The 18,150-nt window shown below is 45.1% G+C and carries 14 protein-coding genes; 7 read left to right on the top strand and 7 right to left on the bottom strand.

The window, feature by feature from the left end; genetic code table 11:
• The 4 genes from ACOJRU_RS17310 to ACOJRU_RS17295 all read right to left on the bottom strand — a co-directional run bounded on the left by ACOJRU_RS17310 (window position 1) and on the right by ACOJRU_RS17295 (window position 4,880).
• Complete coding sequence (locus ACOJRU_RS17310; RefSeq protein WP_421132963.1) at window positions 1–1,323, bottom strand: ABC1 kinase family protein; 1,323 nt, start codon at window positions 1,321–1,323, stop codon at window positions 1–3.
• Between the two features lie 96 nt (window positions 1,324–1,419).
• On the bottom strand, window positions 1,420–1,695 hold the full coding sequence (locus ACOJRU_RS17305; RefSeq protein ID WP_421132962.1) for a hypothetical protein: 276 nt from the start codon (window positions 1,693–1,695) through the stop codon (window positions 1,420–1,422).
• 178 nt (window positions 1,696–1,873) lie between these two features.
• Complete coding sequence (locus ACOJRU_RS17300; protein ID WP_421132961.1) at window positions 1,874–2,422, bottom strand: DUF6702 family protein; 549 nt, start codon at window positions 2,420–2,422, stop codon at window positions 1,874–1,876.
• Window positions 2,412–4,880 carry a M1 family metallopeptidase gene (locus tag ACOJRU_RS17295; RefSeq protein ID WP_421132960.1) on the bottom strand — a complete coding sequence of 823 codons (2,469 nt, stop codon included), beginning with the start codon at window positions 4,878–4,880 and terminating at the stop codon, window positions 2,412–2,414. Before ACOJRU_RS17295 ends, ACOJRU_RS17300 begins: the two co-directional genes overlap by 11 nt.
• 192 nt (window positions 4,881–5,072) lie before the next feature.
• Between ACOJRU_RS17295 and proB the strand changes: the two genes are divergently transcribed.
• From proB to ACOJRU_RS17275, 4 genes are read left to right on the top strand one after another with little or no spacing between them, the layout of a single operon-like run.
• Complete coding sequence (gene proB, locus ACOJRU_RS17290) at window positions 5,073–6,170, top strand: glutamate 5-kinase (protein WP_421134796.1); 1,098 nt, start codon at window positions 5,073–5,075, stop codon at window positions 6,168–6,170.
• 28 nt (window positions 6,171–6,198) lie between these two features.
• Window positions 6,199–6,645, top strand: coding sequence for an acyl-CoA thioesterase (locus ACOJRU_RS17285; protein ID WP_421132959.1), 447 nt, complete (start codon window positions 6,199–6,201; stop codon window positions 6,643–6,645).
• 33 nt (window positions 6,646–6,678) lie between these two features.
• Window positions 6,679–7,617 carry a D-2-hydroxyacid dehydrogenase gene (locus ACOJRU_RS17280; protein ID WP_421132958.1) on the top strand — a complete coding sequence of 313 codons (939 nt, stop codon included), beginning with the start codon at window positions 6,679–6,681 and terminating at the stop codon, window positions 7,615–7,617.
• The gene (locus ACOJRU_RS17275) at window positions 7,614–8,513 is read left to right on the top strand and encodes a DMT family transporter (RefSeq protein ID WP_421132957.1); all 900 of its coding nucleotides are present in this window, start codon (window positions 7,614–7,616) and stop codon (window positions 8,511–8,513) included. The genes ACOJRU_RS17280 and ACOJRU_RS17275 overlap by 4 nt, the downstream gene beginning before the upstream one ends.
• Window positions 8,514–8,536: 23 nt before the next feature.
• Here the strand turns inward: ACOJRU_RS17275 and ACOJRU_RS17270 are convergent, their stop codons facing one another.
• Window positions 8,537–8,809 (bottom strand): hypothetical protein, encoded by a 273-nt coding sequence (locus ACOJRU_RS17270; protein WP_421132956.1) that lies wholly within the window; start codon window positions 8,807–8,809, stop codon window positions 8,537–8,539.
• Between the two features lie 166 nt (window positions 8,810–8,975).
• Between ACOJRU_RS17270 and ACOJRU_RS17265 the strand changes: the two genes are divergently transcribed.
• Together ACOJRU_RS17265 and ACOJRU_RS17260 are read left to right on the top strand one after the other, a co-directional pair.
• A complete protein-coding gene (locus ACOJRU_RS17265) occupies window positions 8,976–9,476 on the top strand; it encodes an RNA polymerase sigma factor (protein ID WP_421132955.1) in 501 nt (166 codons plus the stop codon).
• Entirely contained in the window at window positions 9,466–10,029 is a 564-nt protein-coding gene (locus tag ACOJRU_RS17260; RefSeq protein ID WP_421132954.1) for a hypothetical protein, read from the top strand. The genes ACOJRU_RS17265 and ACOJRU_RS17260 overlap by 11 nt, the downstream gene beginning before the upstream one ends.
• Window positions 10,030–10,059: 30 nt before the next feature.
• Here ACOJRU_RS17260 and ACOJRU_RS17255 read toward each other — a convergent pair whose 3' ends face one another.
• Both ACOJRU_RS17255 and ACOJRU_RS17250 read right to left on the bottom strand, forming a co-directional pair.
• Window positions 10,060–13,767, bottom strand: coding sequence for a translocation/assembly module TamB domain-containing protein (locus ACOJRU_RS17255; RefSeq protein ID WP_421132953.1), 3,708 nt, complete (start codon window positions 13,765–13,767; stop codon window positions 10,060–10,062).
• Window positions 13,764–15,575 carry an autotransporter assembly complex protein TamA gene (locus ACOJRU_RS17250; protein WP_421132952.1) on the bottom strand — a complete coding sequence of 604 codons (1,812 nt, stop codon included), beginning with the start codon at window positions 15,573–15,575 and terminating at the stop codon, window positions 13,764–13,766. Before ACOJRU_RS17250 ends, ACOJRU_RS17255 begins: the two co-directional genes overlap by 4 nt.
• A 357-nt stretch (window positions 15,576–15,932) precedes the next feature.
• Between ACOJRU_RS17250 and ACOJRU_RS17245 the strand changes: the two genes are divergently transcribed.
• Complete coding sequence (locus ACOJRU_RS17245; protein WP_421132951.1) at window positions 15,933–17,924, top strand: alpha/beta hydrolase family protein; 1,992 nt, start codon at window positions 15,933–15,935, stop codon at window positions 17,922–17,924.
• Window positions 17,925–18,150 lie beyond the last annotated feature (226 nt).

The raw sequence follows: 18,150 nt of genomic DNA, 5'->3' as shown, positions 1-18,150 counted from the left end.
TTATAACCATGGTTGTGCCGCGTCTCGCATGTTTATTCGCGCGTTGAGACGCTTTGCCAGCAAATAAAGCCCACCTAGCTTACGATGAATAAATAACGCATCTACCGGTGGTGTATGCCAAAAATCTAATTCCATGGTTAAGGTCATCCCTTTTTCATGTAAACGCTGAATTAAATCAGTATTTCCAAAGTCATAGGGCCCAGCTTCGCGTAATGCTTCACACGCTTCCATTCCCATTTCAACAACCGCGCGCTGCTGTTTTTCAGAATGTGCTTCGGTAAGTAAGCCTATCTTTTGCGCCGCCTGTAACATTGCCTCGCTATCTTGATGGGCGGCGCTCACAAGCAATGCATTGTACCCGCTAGATATTGCGTCAGGCACCGTTCTGGTGGCGCCGAAATCAAGCAGTACCCATTGCTTGGTTTCTATATTGAAGCGGTAATTAGCTAGGTTCGGGTCGCTTTGCAGCAGTTTAAAGCCAAAAATCTCACTGAAAAATAAGCGCATTAGCTGGGTCATGGCGGTGTCACGAACCGCTTGGGGTTGTTCAAGCAGCACATCCAGTGGCTTTGCTTCAATATAATCCATAGCAAGCACTGTACTTGTTGTTAGGGGCTCGTAGACGGTGGGTATCAGAAAATCGCCGTCGCCACACAAGGCCGCATTATACTGTGTAAGCATACTGGCTTCTCGAAGGTAGTCGGCCTCTTGATGAAGCTGTGCTTTCGCCTCTTCTAGTAGAGGCTTGATGTCTAAGGACGAGGGGACTAACCCCGTTAATTTAATCAGCGTTGCCACATTATCTACATCGCTGTTAATGCTTTTCTTAATGCCAGGGTATTGCACCTTAATAGCTAATATTTTTCCATCAAGGGTTATTGCCTTATGTACTTGTCCGATAGAGGCAGCTGCAATAGGAGAAAACGAAAAATACAGTAGATTATCTTGCCATCCTTCGCCCCAGGCATTGTTTAATGTATCCACCAGCTGATCTTTAGGCATCGGGTCGGCATCCTCACGTAGGCGCCCTAAAATCTCGGCAAGCTCTGGGGGAAGAAAGTCGCCGGTATCCATTGATATCAATTGGCCTAGTTTCATAGCTGCGCCACGCATGTTGGCAAGCTGGTCAGCAATACGTGTAATATTTTGGGGGGTAAGCAGTAACGAGGATAACGCAGGGCGTTCGCCTTTAAGCAATTGCCCTGCACCACGAGTAAGTACGTTACCGGCAATTTTTCCGGCAAGCGAGCCCAATTTACCTATTCGCGATAAGCGCGATGATGGAATGGTTTTGGTGGTTCTCGACGGGTCGCCTTCTGACATAGCATGGCCTTTTTAGAGTATATCCATTGTATACGACGCCAATGCCCTGCGCGTTTACTTCGAAAGCCGCTAAATCAAGTTTAGTAAACAGTACGTCTACACAATTTGAGAGATGAACTGGATAATAAGCCCCAAAACGCTGCCAATAGCAAACCCCGTCCAGCCACTTTTGCTTAAATAGCGAAGTGTTGCTGCTCCGAAAATACCACACCACAGCATGGCCGAATAGGTAGATACCATACCGCTACCCATTCCTGAGTTAGGAAGAAAAAGCATAACGACAAAGGTCAGTGCCATGCCGCCACTTAAAATTACCCACATGATATTTTTACTGTCGGCAAATGCCTTTGTTGCTGCCGTATTATTGCTCATAGTGCACCATGTAAATCTATTACCATGGTTTCAAATTAACAGATTTTTTACAAAAGGGAATAAGACTTCAGCCTTATAGGGTAATGATGTTTATCACCACTAAAGACATGAGGGGGAGAGAAAAACATGGCAAGCTTAGAAAATAAAAAACCGGCATAGTGATATGCCGGTTTAATTATCAGTCGTGGTGACGATTGAATGACACTTCTAGTAAGGTCACATTGTCGGTAAAGGTCAGTGTTTTTAACGGACCATTACCTTCAACATTAATGGTATTTACTTGAGAAGGCCATAAGTCACGCAGTGCATCGTGACGTATTTTTAACCCTTCTAACGCAGGTGGTTGCGCGGTTTCTTGGTAAACCCAGAAGTGTTTTCCTTCCAGCTCAAAGCCCACTAACGACAAATCAAGCGCACTTTCTTCACTATTAAGTAAAGCAAAGTGGCTATTCACATAGTCAGCAAATGCTTGTTGCGTATCAGTATCGTCCATAATGTCAGCATGCTTATCAAATAGCGCTTTAACCGCATGCTCAGCGTCATGAAGATTAAACCTGTGCATTACCTCAATGTTCTCTGTTCTTGGGTTGAACAGCACAGTGGTAATGGCAGCTTTTATCTGATGTGCCTGTGCCATACTGCTAAATAAACCACATACAATTAACGCGATAGCAAACAGGGCATGAATGCCCTGCTGCTTGCCAACGGTAGATAACTTATTTGTCATCACCGTTCTCGTCGTCATCAGTTTTTAGCTCAGTTTTTGAATCTTGCATAAGGTCGCGGTACTCATAAGTACTGCGTGGCTTGCGCTTATACGCTTCAATACGCGAAGGAATAATACGACGAGGATAATGGTTGTTTTCCACATCTACATCTGCAGTTTCCCAGTGCGGGTCAACGGTTACGCCGACAAGTACTTTGTCTTTATCAGTGACGACAAGTTTGGTTACCGCTTTGGGAGTGCGACGCCAAATTTCAGCAGGAATACGCATTTCCTCTGTTGTGCCATCTTCGAACGCAAGTTCTAAGATGATTGGCATAACCAAGCCACCTTTGTTGCTGAAGTTTAATACGTAGTAGTTTTTATCTTCTTTTACTGCGCGTTCAAAAGCAGCACGCTCCCAAGGCTCAAGTTTATCGATAAACTTCTTATACTTATTTCGCTCTTTATTCGTGACAGTATAACGATCGTTTTCGTCGTAGAAGTCGCTAATATCGTCGAAGCGATCTACCCAAAGTTCTTTACCTTCTTCCTTGTTACGAATATCGGTAAGTGACTTAGGCTTGTCCATCTCAGCTTCACGCTCTCGAGCAAAGTCGATGTCAGGGTCTTCAGTATCTAAACGAAGTTGATAAACGTTGTCTAGGCTAATGTCGACGTGATCGGTAGAGTAGAACCAGCCACGCCAGAACCAATCTAAGTCAACACCTGAGGCCTCTTCCATCGTGCGGAAAAAGTCTGATGGCGTTGGGCGTTTAAACATCCAGCGTTGTGCGTATTCTTTAAAAGCAAAATCAAAAAGCTCACGACCAAGGATAGTCTCGCGAAGAATGTTTAGCGCTGCTGCAGGCTTGGTGTAGGCATTCGGGCCTAAACGAAGTACCGAGTCTGACTGTGTCATGATAGGCACTTGGGTTTGAGACTTCATGTAGCCTGTAATGTCACGTGGCTCAACACCCCATGGGATCGTTGGGTCCCATTCACGGCCAGCGACACCATCAAGGAAACTGTTTAAGCCTTCATCCATCCACGTCCACTGACGCTCATCAGAGTTTACGGTCATAGGGAAATAAATGTGCCCTACTTCGTGAATAACCACGCCGATAAGGAAACGTTTTTCAGCAAGTGAGTACGTGCGAGAACCATCGTCTTGTAATTCAGTACGAGGGCCGTTGAACGTAATCATCGGGTATTCCATACCGCCAACAGGGCCGTTAACCGACTGGGCTACGGGATACGGATAGTCGAAGCTAAAGCGGCTATATACATCCATCGTGTGGATGATGGACTCAGTAGAGTACTTCTGCCACAGCTCGCCACCTTCTTTAGGGTAGAACGACATCGCCATCACAAGAGGCTGTGTGTCGCCGCCTTGTTGATAGCCGCGTGCATCCCAAGCAAATTTACGTGATGATGCCCATGCAAAATCACGCACATTTTCTGCTTTAAACGTCCACGTTTTTAGCTTTGATGTCCCTTCTTTCTCGTTTTCTATAGCTTCTTCAGGCGTTACAACGAAAACAATGCGGTCAGCTTTTTCTGCTTTCTTCAAGCGCTCTCGCTGTGTTTTTGTTAGTACATCTTTTGGATTTTGAAGCTCACCGGTGGACGATACAATGTGATCGGCTGGAACGGTAATGTCTACTTCGTAATTACCAAATTCGAGCGTAAATTCACCACGACCAATAAACTCTTTGTTAGTCCATGCTTCATAATCGGTGTACGCCGCTAAACGAGGGAACCACTGTGCAAGCAGGAATATATCGTTGCCGCCTTCGCGCTCATCATCAGGGAAGTGTTCATAACCTGCGCGAGCCGATACTGCATCTTCTTCAACAATGTTGAACGCAAAATCGATATCGAAGGTGACTTTCTTACCCGGCTTTAATGGGGTAGCTAAGTCTACACGCATCAACGTGCCTACTGTGGTATGACGAAGGTCATTGCCTGACTTATCTTCAACGCGAGAAATGGTGTAACCCAGTTCGTTATCATCAACAAACTGTTGGCGGCGCAACGCACCCATGCTTAATTGAGCAGGCTTGCTGCCACTTGCCGCTTGTGTTGCTGGCCCGCGATTGCCAATTCCACCAAATGTGGTGGTAAGCGCTGACATAGAGTCGTCGCGAAACTTGTTTTGATCAAGCTGAATCCAAAGGTATTTTAACGTATCGGGTGAGTTGTTGTGATACGTGATGGTTTCACTTGCCTCAATACGACGCTCGCCTTCAAGTAGCTTCACGTCGATGTCGTAATCTACTTGTTGCTGCCAATATTGATGCCCCGGCTCACCGGCTGCGTTTCGGTATACGTTAGGTGTAGGTAGAACTTCGTCTAGCTGACGGAATTTATCTTCAAAGTCGCCTTTTGTTTGTTTTATTGCGGCGTTTGCTGAGGGCAGATAAATCAGCATAGACAACACTGGCGCTAACCAATAGAGATGTCGTTTTGAGGTGCTCATGCAGTTTCCTTGCAACGTGTTAAAATAGAATTCTTATAAGATACCAAAGTTAGTATATAAGGGTGGGTAATTGAATCCCAGCCTTTGAACGTATACTCGCGCACTTTTAACGCAAAAATCTGTTAATAGAGCGTTTGTTTCAGACCGCAAGTGTCGTATTCTACGGCTATTGTTTCCTTCTTCACTTCCACTATGAACAGTTTCTCTTGGCAACGCGCCGTAATTAAAGTTGGCAGCGCGCTTATCGCGCCTGAAGGTAATGCATGTAGTGCAACATACCTATTGGCACTGGCTCGATTTATCACGATAAGCCGTGAAGCGGGAAAAGAAGTTATCTTGGTTTCGTCGGGTAGCGTGGCGGCGGGAAAGAGCAAAATTACGGTACGACACCATGCGTCAATTGCAGAAAAGCAAGCCATGGCGGCAATTGGTCAAAATTTAATGATGGCAAATTGGCAGCGCTTTTTCGATTTTCCCTGCGCACAAATACTGCTCAGCGCTGATGATCTGCGCGATAGAACCCGTTACGTTAATATCAAAAACACCCTGCGAGAGCTTCTTAATCACCATGCGTTACCCATCGTAAACGAAAACGATACGGTCGCCGTCAATGAGTTAAAAGTGGGCGACAACGACAACTTAGGCGCTTACACGGCCTTAGTAGCACAAGCCGATACGCTGATTATTTGCTCTGACATTGATGGACTGTTTACCGCCGACCCGCGAAAAGATAGAAATGCCACATTAATTGACCATGTCCCTGCCATTACCAAAGACACCTATGCATTGGCGGGTGGCGCTGGAACGTCGGTCGGAACTGGCGGCATGCGAACTAAAATAGAAGCGGCCGATAAATGTGCGAATAGTGGTATTCAGACGCTTATTGTTAACGGGAGAAAAGGCGAAACCTTCGAGGCACTGCTTGACGGTAAGGTGCCCGGCACCTTATTTAAAGCAAGTGATACCGTCGCTAACGCGCGTAGGTTGTGGTTAACACACACCTTAAAAACCAAGGGGCAGGTTATCATAGATGAAGGTGCAGGACGTGCACTGCGTGAACGAGGCGCTTCATTATTGCCTTCAGGTATCATCAATGTAACCGGGACATTCTTACAAGGAGATGCCGTTGATGTGGTCTGCAACAATCAAACGATAGCGAAGGGATTGAGTTTGTATAACGCAAATGAGTTAACACGTATAAAGGGAATTAAGTCGCAAGATATCGCGGATGTGCTAGGTTATCAGAATACAGACGTTGTGATTCATCGCGATGATTTGGTACTCGTTTAGCACCCGTTAGCAGGGTCACAGGATAACAATGACAGACATTACGCCAACACTTACCGATTACCCTTACTACATTGAGATAGCGACACGTTGGCAGGACAACGATGCTTACGGGCATATAAACAACGTAATGTATTACAGTTTTTTTGATACTGCGGTAAACCGATTTCTTATTGAAGAAGGTGAGTTAGATATTCATAACAGCAGTGCCGTTGCTTATGTGGTGAGCAGTCAGTGTCAGTATGTAGCGCCAGCTGCTTACCCTGAAACTATTTATGTTGGTCTCGAGGTTAAAAAAATTGGCAGAAGTTCAGTAACCTATGGTCTGTCAGTGTTTGCCGGTGAGGCGAAGCGTCGGGTTGCTCACGGCCAGTTTGTGCATGTTTTCGTTGATAGAAATTCAGATAAGGCCGTTCCTATCCCCGTAAAAATTAAAAGTGCGCTGACAAGTATTGCCAGTCAAGAACAAGGCGAGTAAACCTATCGTGATAAACCATCAAGGAGTGGCATAGTGCTCTCAGGTGTCTTTCTTGATACAGAGACCTTGTCTTTATCGACCCTTGATACCACCGTGCTGCGGTCGCTCGATATTGACGTAACGTGCTATGACAATACGTGTGCTGATGAGGTGATTTCACGCATTGACAACGCTGCGTTTATTTTAGTCAATAAAGTCGTACTTAACCGCGATGTGTTGCAGTATGCAAAGGCGCTAAAATACATAGGTGTAACGGCAACGGGTGTCAATAATATCGATACTGAATACTGCGCACAGCACAACATCTGTGTTCGCAATGTAACAGCATATGGTACCGAGAGCGTGGCGCAACATACGCTCATGCTATTGCTAAATCTTATGACAAATTTCCCGCGCTACCACAACGATGTTCAGCAAGGAAATTGGTCTTCGTCTCAGCATTTTTGCTTGAATCACTACCCTGTTACTACCTTGTCAGGTAAGCACGCCGTTATTGTTGGTCATGGTGAGTTAGGCCGACGGGTAGAAGCATTGCTTAAAGCATTTGGAATGCGAGTAAGCATTGCGGCTCGACCTGGCAACGAAAACGATGATCGCCCTGCTTTGGATAGCCTATTACCCACGGCTGATGTTGTGTCGTTGCACTGCCCACTGACAAAGGAAAACGACAAGCTCATTAATGCGCGTACGCTTGCGTTAATGAAACCAACTGCAGTATTGATTAACACCGCTCGCGGCGGTCTGGTGGATGAAGCGGCATTAGTACGTGCCCTACAGAGCAACGCATTAGGCGGTGCTGCCCTTGATGTTATCTCTGAAGAGCCGCCACCTCCGCATCACATTCTGATGAGCAACCCGATGCCAAACTTGTTGATATCGCCTCACAATGCTTGGATTGCGCAAAGCGCGCGCCAGCATTTGCTTGATAAAACCGTCTCGCAACTTCAGGAATTTGTGGCTAATCAATCATGAATAACACCGTACTTTTTGTTATTTGCTCACTTATTTGGGGCTCAACATGGATAGCGATAACGTATCAAGTGGGTCATACCTCTGAACCTCTTGCCGTTGCATGGCGTTATACACTCGCATCACTTTGTCTAGGTGGTTATTGCTTGGTGAGAGGGTTGCCTTTTTCGCTACCGCTGCATGTGCATATAAAAATGGCGGGGGTTGGGTTATTTCTCTACAGTTTAAACTACACCTTACTGTATATGGCACAAGCCCACATTATTAGCGCGCTGCTGGCGCTTATGAGCTCTTGTATCATTTACATCAACGTTGTACTTAGGCGCTGGTGGTTAAACCAGCCTATTCGGTTAGAGGTCGTTATTGGTGCTACATTTGGGTTAACCGGTATTACCTGCATGTTTGTTCCTGAATTTTCAAAAGTCTCGATAGATGCAGCGCTCGTTGTAGGGTTGGTCATAGCGCTGATTTCGTTTCTATGCGCCTCGGTAGGCAACGTGATTTCTGAGCGTATATTAAGCAGCGGTACGCCAGTTATTCAGATGAATTTTTACGCCATGAGTTATGCCATGGTGTTTCTCTATATTACGGCGTTATTTTCATCTGAAGCCCTTGTTATTCCAACGGCTCCGTCTTTTTACTATTCGCTATTGTACCTTGCCTTTTTTGGTTCGGTATTGGCGTTTGGGGCATACATGAAACTGCTGAAACAAATTGGCGCAGACAAAGCCGCATACGTAGTATTGGTTTATCCCATTGTCGCCCTCGTTATCTCTACTTTTTTCGAGGGTTATACGTGGAGTTGGCTGTCGTTTGTCGGTGTGTTCGTTGTGATAATCGGCAACGCCATTGCGATGGGGAAAGTACCGCTATTCATGCGTCGCCCTACCATTATATAATGCACAACAAAAGGCATCATTTACTATAACGCGTTTATTTTTTTGTTTAGTTCGTAACTTGGCTCAGTCACAATTTTTTCGAGTGTTTCAACGCGTTCAATCAGTGTCGCAATTTGTGCGTCTTTTTGCTTTAGGGCTGCGTTCAGTTGCTGCTTCTCCGACTGAATGAAAGGGTTATTGCAGTTTCCTTGTAGCCAATCATTTAAGCGCCATTGAAATTTAGCATCTAAATAACTCGCTAGCAGCGCGATAGTGGCGATACTGCCGATAAGTAAAACAAGACTCAATGTAGACATAACGTAACTCCTGATAACAGACAATAAAAATCACATTTCATAAGGTCTAGTCTCATCGCCAATAAAAAAATTACAGCTTATGTAATAATTTTTGTTTAACGAGGACTACAAGCATAAATAACGATATTAGTAAGAATGTTCACTGGCACTGAATAGAGGAAGCACGTTGGTTCAAGGGTTTGATGATGTATTTGCACAATACGAAGGGTTGTTAGGCCGCGTAGCAAACAGCTATGAAGCCAACAATGCGATGCAGCAAGAGTTACTGCAAGAAATTGCAGTAGCGGTTTGGCAGGGCTTATCTCGCTTTAAAGGTGACAGCAGCATCAAGACCTACATTTTACGGATTGCCCATAACCGCGCGGTAACGCATGTTGCCAGCCAAGTAAAAAGGGTTGATACCCATTCGTTTGACGATAGCGATGACACCTACCACGACCCTCAGCCATCACCAGAAACCTTAACCAGTAACCAACAGTCGTTAGCCCACTTACTTGCTGCGGTCAGAGCGCTGCCTCTTCAACAACGCCAAGTGCTAACGCTCTCGCTAGAGGGGCTGTCTTACGATGAGGTTGCCGAGGTGTGTGGCCTAACTAAAAACCATGTTGGGGTTATTTTGAAACGCGCAAAGGCTGCAGTGGTTAAAGGAGAATTGAATGCAAAATAATGATGAGTTAGCCAATCTTTGGCAAACACAGCCCACACAAAAAGTCGATATTGAAGCCGTTAAAAAAGACTTTCATCAAGAAACCACAAAACAACGACGTTATTTTATTTGTGATTGCCTCGCCATGCTACCTGGCGCCATTTTACTTTTTACGTATTGGACAGAATTTTCGCCACTAGCAAAAGTCATGATTGGGGGGATTTTCCTTTTAAGCTATCCACTAGTGGGATATCAGCTGTGGTTACGCCGTATTGCGGCGTTTGCTAAAAGCGATGGCACAAATGACTATCTTGGCCAGTTAAGTAAGCAATTTAAAAACAATATTCGTATTGCCGTGTTAAATAAACATTCAGCATGGTCTGCAGCGCTTTTTCTGTGGGTATTTTGGGCGGTAATGTATATCACTGGCGAGCTAAAAGATGAGAAGATATTGAAGACCGTCGCCATACTCGTAAGTACCACCATCGTAATGATTGGGTGGTATATATGGGCAGATAAACGGAAACAGCGCTTTCAGCGGGAGTGGCAAGCGCTGCAAGAGATGAAAGGGTAGCCCTTAAGCGTAAACAATGATCACTTGTGGTTATTCATCAATGTTTGCGTCATCGCTTGGCTCTTTCGCCTCGCCAGAGAAAAACTCGTAGTACAGGTCCAATGCAAACTGTGATTGGTCGTCAATCGTCGTTTGTACCGCCTCTAAAAATAGCCGTGGTAATAATTGATAACGCAAAGCAAGGTCGGGTGGCTGTTGACGTCTACGCAAGGTGCTATTTGCGTCGTTATTGCTAAGGCCAACATCTACATTATATTCCACCGATAGCCGGTCGTTAATTTGCCCGGTTACCGACAGCCTATCCTCGTTTGTACCAAGTCTGAAGTCTTCAATGCCCAACGACTTGCCAACCTGCCCGGTAAGCGACTTTGTGTTAGATAAGCCAAACCCAAGCAAAATGGCGCCATAATTTGGATCTTGTGTCTCAGCGTCTGGGCCTTGTCCGGTAAGCAAATACGATAATACATTTTGCTGATCCATGGCAGGTTCAGAGAATAAGTTTATCGATGGTGCATCGGCAGAACCATCTATGCGAATACCAGCAATAACACTGTCATCGGTCTTGTCTGGGTCACGTATGGCTTCAATCAGTAACAGTGGTTGGTCGATAGGGCCATTAAACTGCACTTCACCTGTTTGTATAACAAGTTGTTGGCCATATGCACTGTAGCGACCATCGAGTATCTGTAAGTCGCCATAGCCTACTAAGGCGGGTTGGGTATTAACACGAATACCGCCGTGCAAATTAGCGTTCAAGCCAAACGCTTCGAGTTTTACATCACCGGTTTTCTTTTTGTCGATATTTACCATCACTGATGCATGAACAATGTCTAATGGTTCTTCTCTGTCAGGTTCGCCGCGTAAATACACATCTTTTGAAGGCGATACCGCACTTTCTGGAAGCGATTCAATCTCAATGCGCGCCCACGGGATATTGATATCACCTGATACATCTACACGCTCGGTGGTGGCATTAACATCGATATCTGGGGATATTCTAAACACCATATTGGGCTGTTTTATTTCAAATTTGTCGCCGATAAGCGAAAAGTCGACGCTCGGTGTGTCAGACCAATTGATGCCGCCGGTTAGTTCGCCTTTTCCCCCACCTAAAATAAAGGTGCCGGTAAAGTCAGCGGTCTGCCCGTCAAGTATAATGGACTGTTGCCAGTCTTTAAGTGATACCGGCGTGTCTTGGATATCAATAGCGCCGTTGGCAACGTTTAACTCTCCAGATAATACAGGGGAGGTTACTGCACCTTTTAACCGTACATTGCCATTGAGATTACCGGTAAGCGTTCGAATGGCGGGTGAAAGCGGTTTTAATGGCGCCACGTCGATGTTGTTGATAACAAGCATGCCATCTAGTGGTATCTCTTCCTCGAAAGGATGAACAGAGACGGTCAGTTCGGCATTACCTAAATCATCACTTTGTATTATCGAGCGTGCAGAGAGCTTACCCTGCTTCATTGACCCTTCGGTTTCTATCGAATTAATAGTGATATCGATAGGGCGTGTTTTACCCAGCTGCCACGTTGCAGGTGACAGTGATGCATTGAATTGGGCATCAATGTCGCCATTCGCTGAATAAGTACCCTGAGAGGCTGCGGTGAGCGTGGCTGGCACGCTGGAAGCCACTATTTCTGGAAACAGTTCATGGGCCCATAACCCCACAGGCAGTAAGTTGGCGGCAAGTTTCCACTGTGCGTTATTGTTCTCAACGTCAAGTGTATCAATACACAATTGGCCTTCATTTCTTGATACCCAACAATGTGTACCAATAGCGGCCGACATTGGGGTAGTGGTGAATTGCACATCAAAGCCAGATTCAAGTAACCAATTCATATTGGCAATTTTTAACGAACTTTCTTTGATACGCCCCTGCCAAGCGTTGTTATTCCAACTCCCGGCAAATTGCGCATTAACATTATGTTTTGGGACGTTGATAGCGACGGTGACATCGTGATTACTGTACGTGCCCTCAAAGGTAATATCGCCATTGATTAGCCCTTGCTGAGCAGCATCAGCAGAGATGTTAGGAGAAATAGCAATATTGTTGAGGTGAACATCGCCACTGGTTGACGGGTCATTCCACGGGCCTGTCACTTTTATTGTGCTTTTTACTTCGCCCGAAATGTCAGAGTACAAGGTCTCAACCTGTTTTACGTTAATCCCCAAATCTGCATTTACATAGCGTTTATTTAATACCTGCGCATTAATATCAATGGCGTTATCTGCTTGCTGAACCTTTAGGGTTGTCACCACAAGATCGCTTGGGCCTGAATAAACAGCGGAGCCTTTAACCGACAATGGCTTTCCTTGTAAAATGCCGCTGATATCCAAGTCTTTAAGACTCATATGAAGGCCATTTTTGTCGTATTGCACCACACTGGTTAAGTTACCATTGAGTGCATCGGGGGCTCGACTATCAAATAAAGACGCCGACACATCGGTTAACGTAGTGCTGCCTTCCCAATAAATAGACTCATCTAAGTATAAGGTGCCGGTGTTACTTAACCGTCCTTCAAGTGCCTCAATACTGCCTTCAGTTACCGAAATATTGTTTTCTTTTAAAATAACGTTTAACGCAACCGGAATCCGTCCTGCATCTGGCAGTGTTGCTGCTCCTTCACCACGCAATACATAGTCTCCCATGGTGCCATTTAAACTCACTTGGCCTGCATGCAATTTGCCTTCTGCTACTAAGGGGAGGGCTTGCTCTTGCCAGTTTGCGTCAAATGAAATAGGCAGTTTTTCATCTAAAATATTGGTTTTAAGCGCGATGTTTCCGTTAATCTCTCCTGTTACTGCAATATTTGCAGACAGGTCAGACAAATCCCCTGTCGCTTTTGCAGTGACTGACTGCTGGTCGCCATTTATTTCACCCGAGGCATCAACATCTATGGTTAATGGATAAGGCGAGGCCAGCTTGGCGTCTAACGAGCCTGTTAACGTTCCTTGTTGATGGGCTACCAATAATGCTTCCATTGCAATATCGGAGCGATCAAAAACGAAGTTTTCAAACGACACTGTTTTAAGCGCGTAGTGTGTCTCGCCTTGATTAAACTGCACATCTTTAAGTTCGAATGTTTCTAACGAAATGGGAATAGGGCTTTCGATGGTCGGTAATTCAGGCACAGTATATGAAAGCGAATACGATGAAGGTAACGTTGAGGTGCTGGTAGGCTGTGCAGTGGGTTTTTTCTCGCCAGGTTCAATGGTTATCGCTAATGAAGATAAGGTTAGTTTCGCTATGTCTATGCGAGTGTTTGCTTCAACATTATTAACTTGAAGCGTGCCTACACGAATTTTTTGCGCTAGTAACTCAAGCGTAAAGTCGCGGATGTCCGCGCGCTCAAGCTCAATAGGAAAGGGCAATGCAAACGCTGTAGATGTCGTGTTATCTGTTTCAGCTGGCTCGCGTTTTTGAACAATTGTGGCTTGATTGAGAACCACGTCATTAACACACACACGCGGCTCAAACAGGCAGCGCCACGTTATATCAACAAAGAGGTTGTTGATATTGGCGTTCCATGTTTCATCTTCATACGAAAGCGCGCTAATCGTTAACCCATCAGCAATACCGCCTTGTATTTTTTCTATCGCTAAATTATCAACAAAAGAGGTAGCGGCAAGCCTAATTGTTGGGCCGCCTAGTGGGCTAATTAATATCGCATAAACCAGTACGATAAGCAGTACGGGCGAAAGCAAAATCGTCGACAGTGTACGTTTTCTCATAGCTCTGGCCCCAACATTAAGTGCAGTCGCCAGGTATTTTCGTCTGGTGCAAAGCCTCGTGCGAGATAAATGCGAACTGGGCCAATTGGCGAAAGCCAATGTACACCAGAGCCAACGCTGTATGTCAGTGTTGTATTCGTATCGTTAGTTGCCGTACCTGCATCAGTAAAGGCGGCTATTCGCCAACTGTCGGCGACGCGATAAGCGTATTCAACGCTTGCAGTAGTTAGATACTTTCCCCCTATCGCATCTATAGCAAGCTCACCAGTTTCTGGGTCTATTACTTCGTCCTTTGGTGAAATATCTCTGAATCTAAACCCTCTTACACTTTGATCCCCACCCGCATAAAAACGAAATGAAGCGGGTACTTGAGAGAAATCGTTAGTGCGTATTGCACCTAGTTCGCCTCGTACGGTTAGACGATGCTTTTCGTTAAATGTGCGTATGAGCATCCCTTCTGCTACAGACTTTACAATGTCGATATCTGAGCCAGCGTTCTCGCGGCCAACTTGTGTTAATACTTCAAAATAGGTGCCCGATGAAATATCGAAATCGTCGTCTTTTTCCAAGTAAGTGAGCGCATAACCTGGAAGGATAAGCGACGTAGTGTTGATATCCGCCTCTCCTTGGTCATAGGTTTCGGTTAGGTAAGTTAGCGACCCGTCTTGTTGCCATGGCGAATCGTCTTCTTGCCAATATCGATGTAGTGATACCGATAAGGTTTCACTGTTAAAAGACGTATTGCTGTACTCAATAAATTGATAACCCGCTTCAACACTTACATAATCTCGAGTGATGTTTTTCATTGGAATACGGTAGTCAGCGGTAATCGATTGTTCGGGCTCAGAAAGAAATAAATCTGCAGAAGCAGAGTGGCCGTATTTGTTCACCCAAGGTCGTTCCCAGCCGAGGCGCACTCGTGGGCCTGTGTCGGTTGCGGCGCCAAGTGATACATTGTAAGTATCGCGAGGTCGATGCGACAGTGTTACTTCAATGGGCACAAGTAAACCGTCAGCCTCGCTTACAACAGGCCGTGCGATGACGCGTTTAAAATAACCGGTCTGATTTAGGCGTCGGTTGAAATCGCTGAGTATTGAAGATGAATAAGGCTGACCGCTTTCAAACGGAGCAAGGCGATTAATGATAGCTTTCGCCTTGTCATCACCCACAAATTTGATAGTACCGAATTGATACTGAGGGCCGCTTTGTGCGATTAAAAGAATATTCGCCTCTTTTTCTTCACGTACTAAGTCAAGCCGCGTTGCTTGCCAAAAAAAATCAAAGTAGCCATTGGACAGCGCATAATTAAACATTGCTGATTTAAACGAGCTGTAAACGGGCTGGTTAAGTACATCGCCTTTTTCTAGAGCGAAAGCATTAAACCGCGAGCGGAAAGCTGGGTCTTCTCGCCCTGCGCCTATGATCTCTCTGGTAACGTGACCTACCGTAAGCGGCTCATTAAGCGCAACGTTTACCAACACGGTATCGTTATTAACGTCTATTACTGCTTCGCTATTGTAATAGCCAAAGGGCTCGACCGCTTTTGATACGGTACGTTGAAGGGTATCTTGCCAAAATGGTTCAGTAAGCGCGGTAACATCGACATCGAGGTTGTTTAAGTGAATGCGGATGTTGTTCTTTAACTTATCTTGTTTCACCCCGGCTATTTTGTAATCAACAGCAAAAACGTTGTTGCTAAACGCTAAACATATAACAAGCAGCACCCCTGTCGCGATTGTTGCATGAGTAGCACGAGGCAATACCCCAAAAAGTGTCATCAAACGCGCGAGAGCTTGCGTGCCAGACATAGAATAAAAACAGGGGTAATGCATGTAAAAAATCAGATCCTTTTGACAATGCGTGCCGAAGTAAACGCAGATGGTAACGCCATGTTAGAACGCGTTAATACCTAGTCTTGTAGTAACGCAAATGATTGCCGTAAGCATACCATAGACTAATAAAAAGCTACCTATAGATAGTGATAGAAAGCGATGAGCGATCAGTTTATTAAGATTATAGATACCGTTATTGCGTGGTAAGGTTGTGGCAAGACATCATTTTTATCACGGGTAGAAAGTGCTATTGTTAACACAAAACTATGTTGGCAAACACTGTGTTTGCACGGAGCATTTGCGTTAATGCGCTTGATTTACAAAGGACTGTGTATGCGTTTATTCACTCACCCCGGTTACGCTGTAATGGTGTTATTGACTTCTTTTTTCACTATTTCTTCGGCCATTGCGCAAGACAATGTTGCGAGCGACCCTCAACCTTATACCGCCTTTAGTGCGTTACCTAAATATCGAGGGCCAGCGCTATCTCCTGACGGAAGCCGTTTATTGTTTGTACAAAATATAACAACGCCTGAAGAGGTTGCCGTGCTTAAAAGTTACGATCTTAAGACGGGTAAAAATCACTACCTGCTTAAATCGGATAACGAAGCGGTCAAAATTAATTGGTATCGCTGGGTGAATAGTGAACGTTTCGTGGTGAGTGTGCGTGTTGAAAGTAAGCGTGGTAAAACGAAAGTTCATGATACCCGTTTAATTAGCTTAAGGTTTGATGAAGAAAACCCTGAGTTAGAAAGCCTAATTAGCCAGCATAGGTTGAAGCATTACGCGACCAATAAAAACTACACTCCCCAATTTCAAGATGAGGTAATCGATTGGCTGCCAGACGAACCAGACCATATATTAATGGCGATTGATGTCGTTATGCCGGGTTTACCGTCGGTGTACAAAGTTAACGTTGTTACCGGGAAAGTTAAACGGCTCATTAAAGGTAAGCGAGAAATACGCGATTGGATGACCGATAGGCAACACAACGTGCGCATTGGTGTCACACTCAATTACGAGTCGGGTGAACGCGAAGTGTTGCTGAAAGAGGGTGACGAGTACAAAACCCTGTTTAGCTACAATGCGATGAATGAAAAAGGGGAATATCCGCTGGGCTTTGCAAAAGACCCTAATATTCTCTATTACCGAGGATATAAAGGCGACTACAAAGCTATATTCTCATTAAATCTCAGTACGATGGAACACAGCGAAGTGTATGCTGATGAAGGGTATGACGTTGACGGTGGCCTTATTTACTCATCGTTGACGAATGACGTAGTGGGAATACGGCATAACGGTAGGCAGTACTGGGACAAAAGCCTAGCAGGATTACAGAAAGGGCTAGAAAAAGCACTGCCTGAATATACGAATACCTTAGTTAGCTTTAGTGACGATGAAAAAAACTATATTTTATATATTGAAAATGATGTTACGCCAGGCACATACCTTATTGGAAGTCGAGAGCAAGGTTCGTTAGATTTATTATTCCAGCAATACAAGCAAATCGATCAATCGCGGCTATCCAAGCATAAGCTGATTACCTATAAAGCCAGAGACGGTATAGAGATAGAAGCATTTGTGACGCTGCCAAAAGGCGACGGCCCTTTTCCTACAATTATCCATCCTCACGGAGGCCCGGGTGCACGCGACTTCAGTGGCTTCGATTACTGGACTGCTTACTTCACTAATAAAGGGTACGCTGTTTTACGGCCTAATTTTAGAGGCTCTCGAGGTTATGGCTTTTCGTTTGCACAAAGCCAAATGAAAGGGTGGGGATTAGCCATGCAGGACGACATTACTGATGGTGCAATGTGGATGGTTGACCAAGGGTACGCTCAAGAAAATAACCTATGTATTGTCGGCGCAAGCTACGGCGGATACGCGGCGCTAATGGCTACCGTAAAAACGCCCGAATTATTTAAGTGTGCTGTCAGCTTTGCCGGTGTGAGTTCGCTGAAGCACTTGGTTCAGTCGTCGAGAAGCTTTCTTAATAATGAGTTTGTAAAAAATCAAATTGGTGATGACTCTGACGATTTAGAGGCACGCTCGCCGTATTACAATGCAAAAGGGATAACAACGCCCATCTTGCTTGTTCATGGTGAGGAAGACAGAGTGGTATTAGTACGCCAAAGTCGTTATATGGCTGACGAACTTGATGATTTAGACAAGGAATATAAATATGTTGAACTTGAAGCCGGCGATCACGGGCTCTCTATTCAAAGAAATCGACATCGCTTCTTTGCTGAACTCGATGCATTCTTAGATAAGCACTTATCTCATTCCTCCTCAAAGGACACTGTCTCTGCAGTCACATCACAGTAACGTGATTAACGCCATCAGTATTCGTAATAGCATTTAGGCGAATACTGACGGCTTTTTAACCGCATATAAGCTATACTTCTGCGCCTCGTATGCGTGTCTTACCTCTGTGCATTGCCACTGAATAAAGCCACCGGTTGTATTACTGCTTCTTTTTTGTAAAAGAGGCAGCGTTATGCTCGAGTATATGCTGGGGCTATGCCCCCTTGTTCCCTGATTACACAGAGTA

It is taken from the genome of Alteromonas algae (assembly GCF_049117195.1).
Classification (GTDB): Bacteria; Pseudomonadota; Gammaproteobacteria; order Enterobacterales; family Alteromonadaceae; genus Alteromonas.
Note: the sequence above shows the minus strand (reverse complement) of the source record. Positions and strands in the feature narration are given on the sequence as shown.

What these genes read in the sequence shown, in the direction of transcription:
- ACOJRU_RS17310 (WP_421132963.1), bottom strand. Translation starts at nt 1,323, where the DNA reads ATGTCAGAAGGCGACCCGTCGAGAACCACCAAAACCATTCCATCATCG.
- ACOJRU_RS17305 (WP_421132962.1), bottom strand. Translation starts at nt 1,695, where the DNA reads ATGAGCAATAATACGGCAGCAACAAAGGCATTTGCCGACAGTAAAAAT.
- ACOJRU_RS17300 (WP_421132961.1), bottom strand. Translation starts at nt 2,422, where the DNA reads ATGACAAATAAGTTATCTACCGTTGGCAAGCAGCAGGGCATTCATGCC.
- ACOJRU_RS17295 (WP_421132960.1), bottom strand. Translation starts at nt 4,880, where the DNA reads ATGAGCACCTCAAAACGACATCTCTATTGGTTAGCGCCAGTGTTGTCT.
- proB (WP_421134796.1), top strand. Translation starts at nt 5,073, where the DNA reads ATGAACAGTTTCTCTTGGCAACGCGCCGTAATTAAAGTTGGCAGCGCG.
- ACOJRU_RS17285 (WP_421132959.1), top strand. Translation starts at nt 6,199, where the DNA reads ATGACAGACATTACGCCAACACTTACCGATTACCCTTACTACATTGAG.
- ACOJRU_RS17275 (WP_421132957.1), top strand. Translation starts at nt 7,614, where the DNA reads ATGAATAACACCGTACTTTTTGTTATTTGCTCACTTATTTGGGGCTCA.
- ACOJRU_RS17270 (WP_421132956.1), bottom strand. Translation starts at nt 8,809, where the DNA reads ATGTCTACATTGAGTCTTGTTTTACTTATCGGCAGTATCGCCACTATC.
- ACOJRU_RS17260 (WP_421132954.1), top strand. Translation starts at nt 9,466, where the DNA reads ATGCAAAATAATGATGAGTTAGCCAATCTTTGGCAAACACAGCCCACA.
- ACOJRU_RS17255 (WP_421132953.1), bottom strand. Translation starts at nt 13,767, where the DNA reads ATGAGAAAACGTACACTGTCGACGATTTTGCTTTCGCCCGTACTGCTT.
- ACOJRU_RS17250 (WP_421132952.1), bottom strand. Translation starts at nt 15,575, where the DNA reads ATGTCTGGCACGCAAGCTCTCGCGCGTTTGATGACACTTTTTGGGGTA.
- ACOJRU_RS17245 (WP_421132951.1), top strand. Translation starts at nt 15,933, where the DNA reads ATGCGTTTATTCACTCACCCCGGTTACGCTGTAATGGTGTTATTGACT.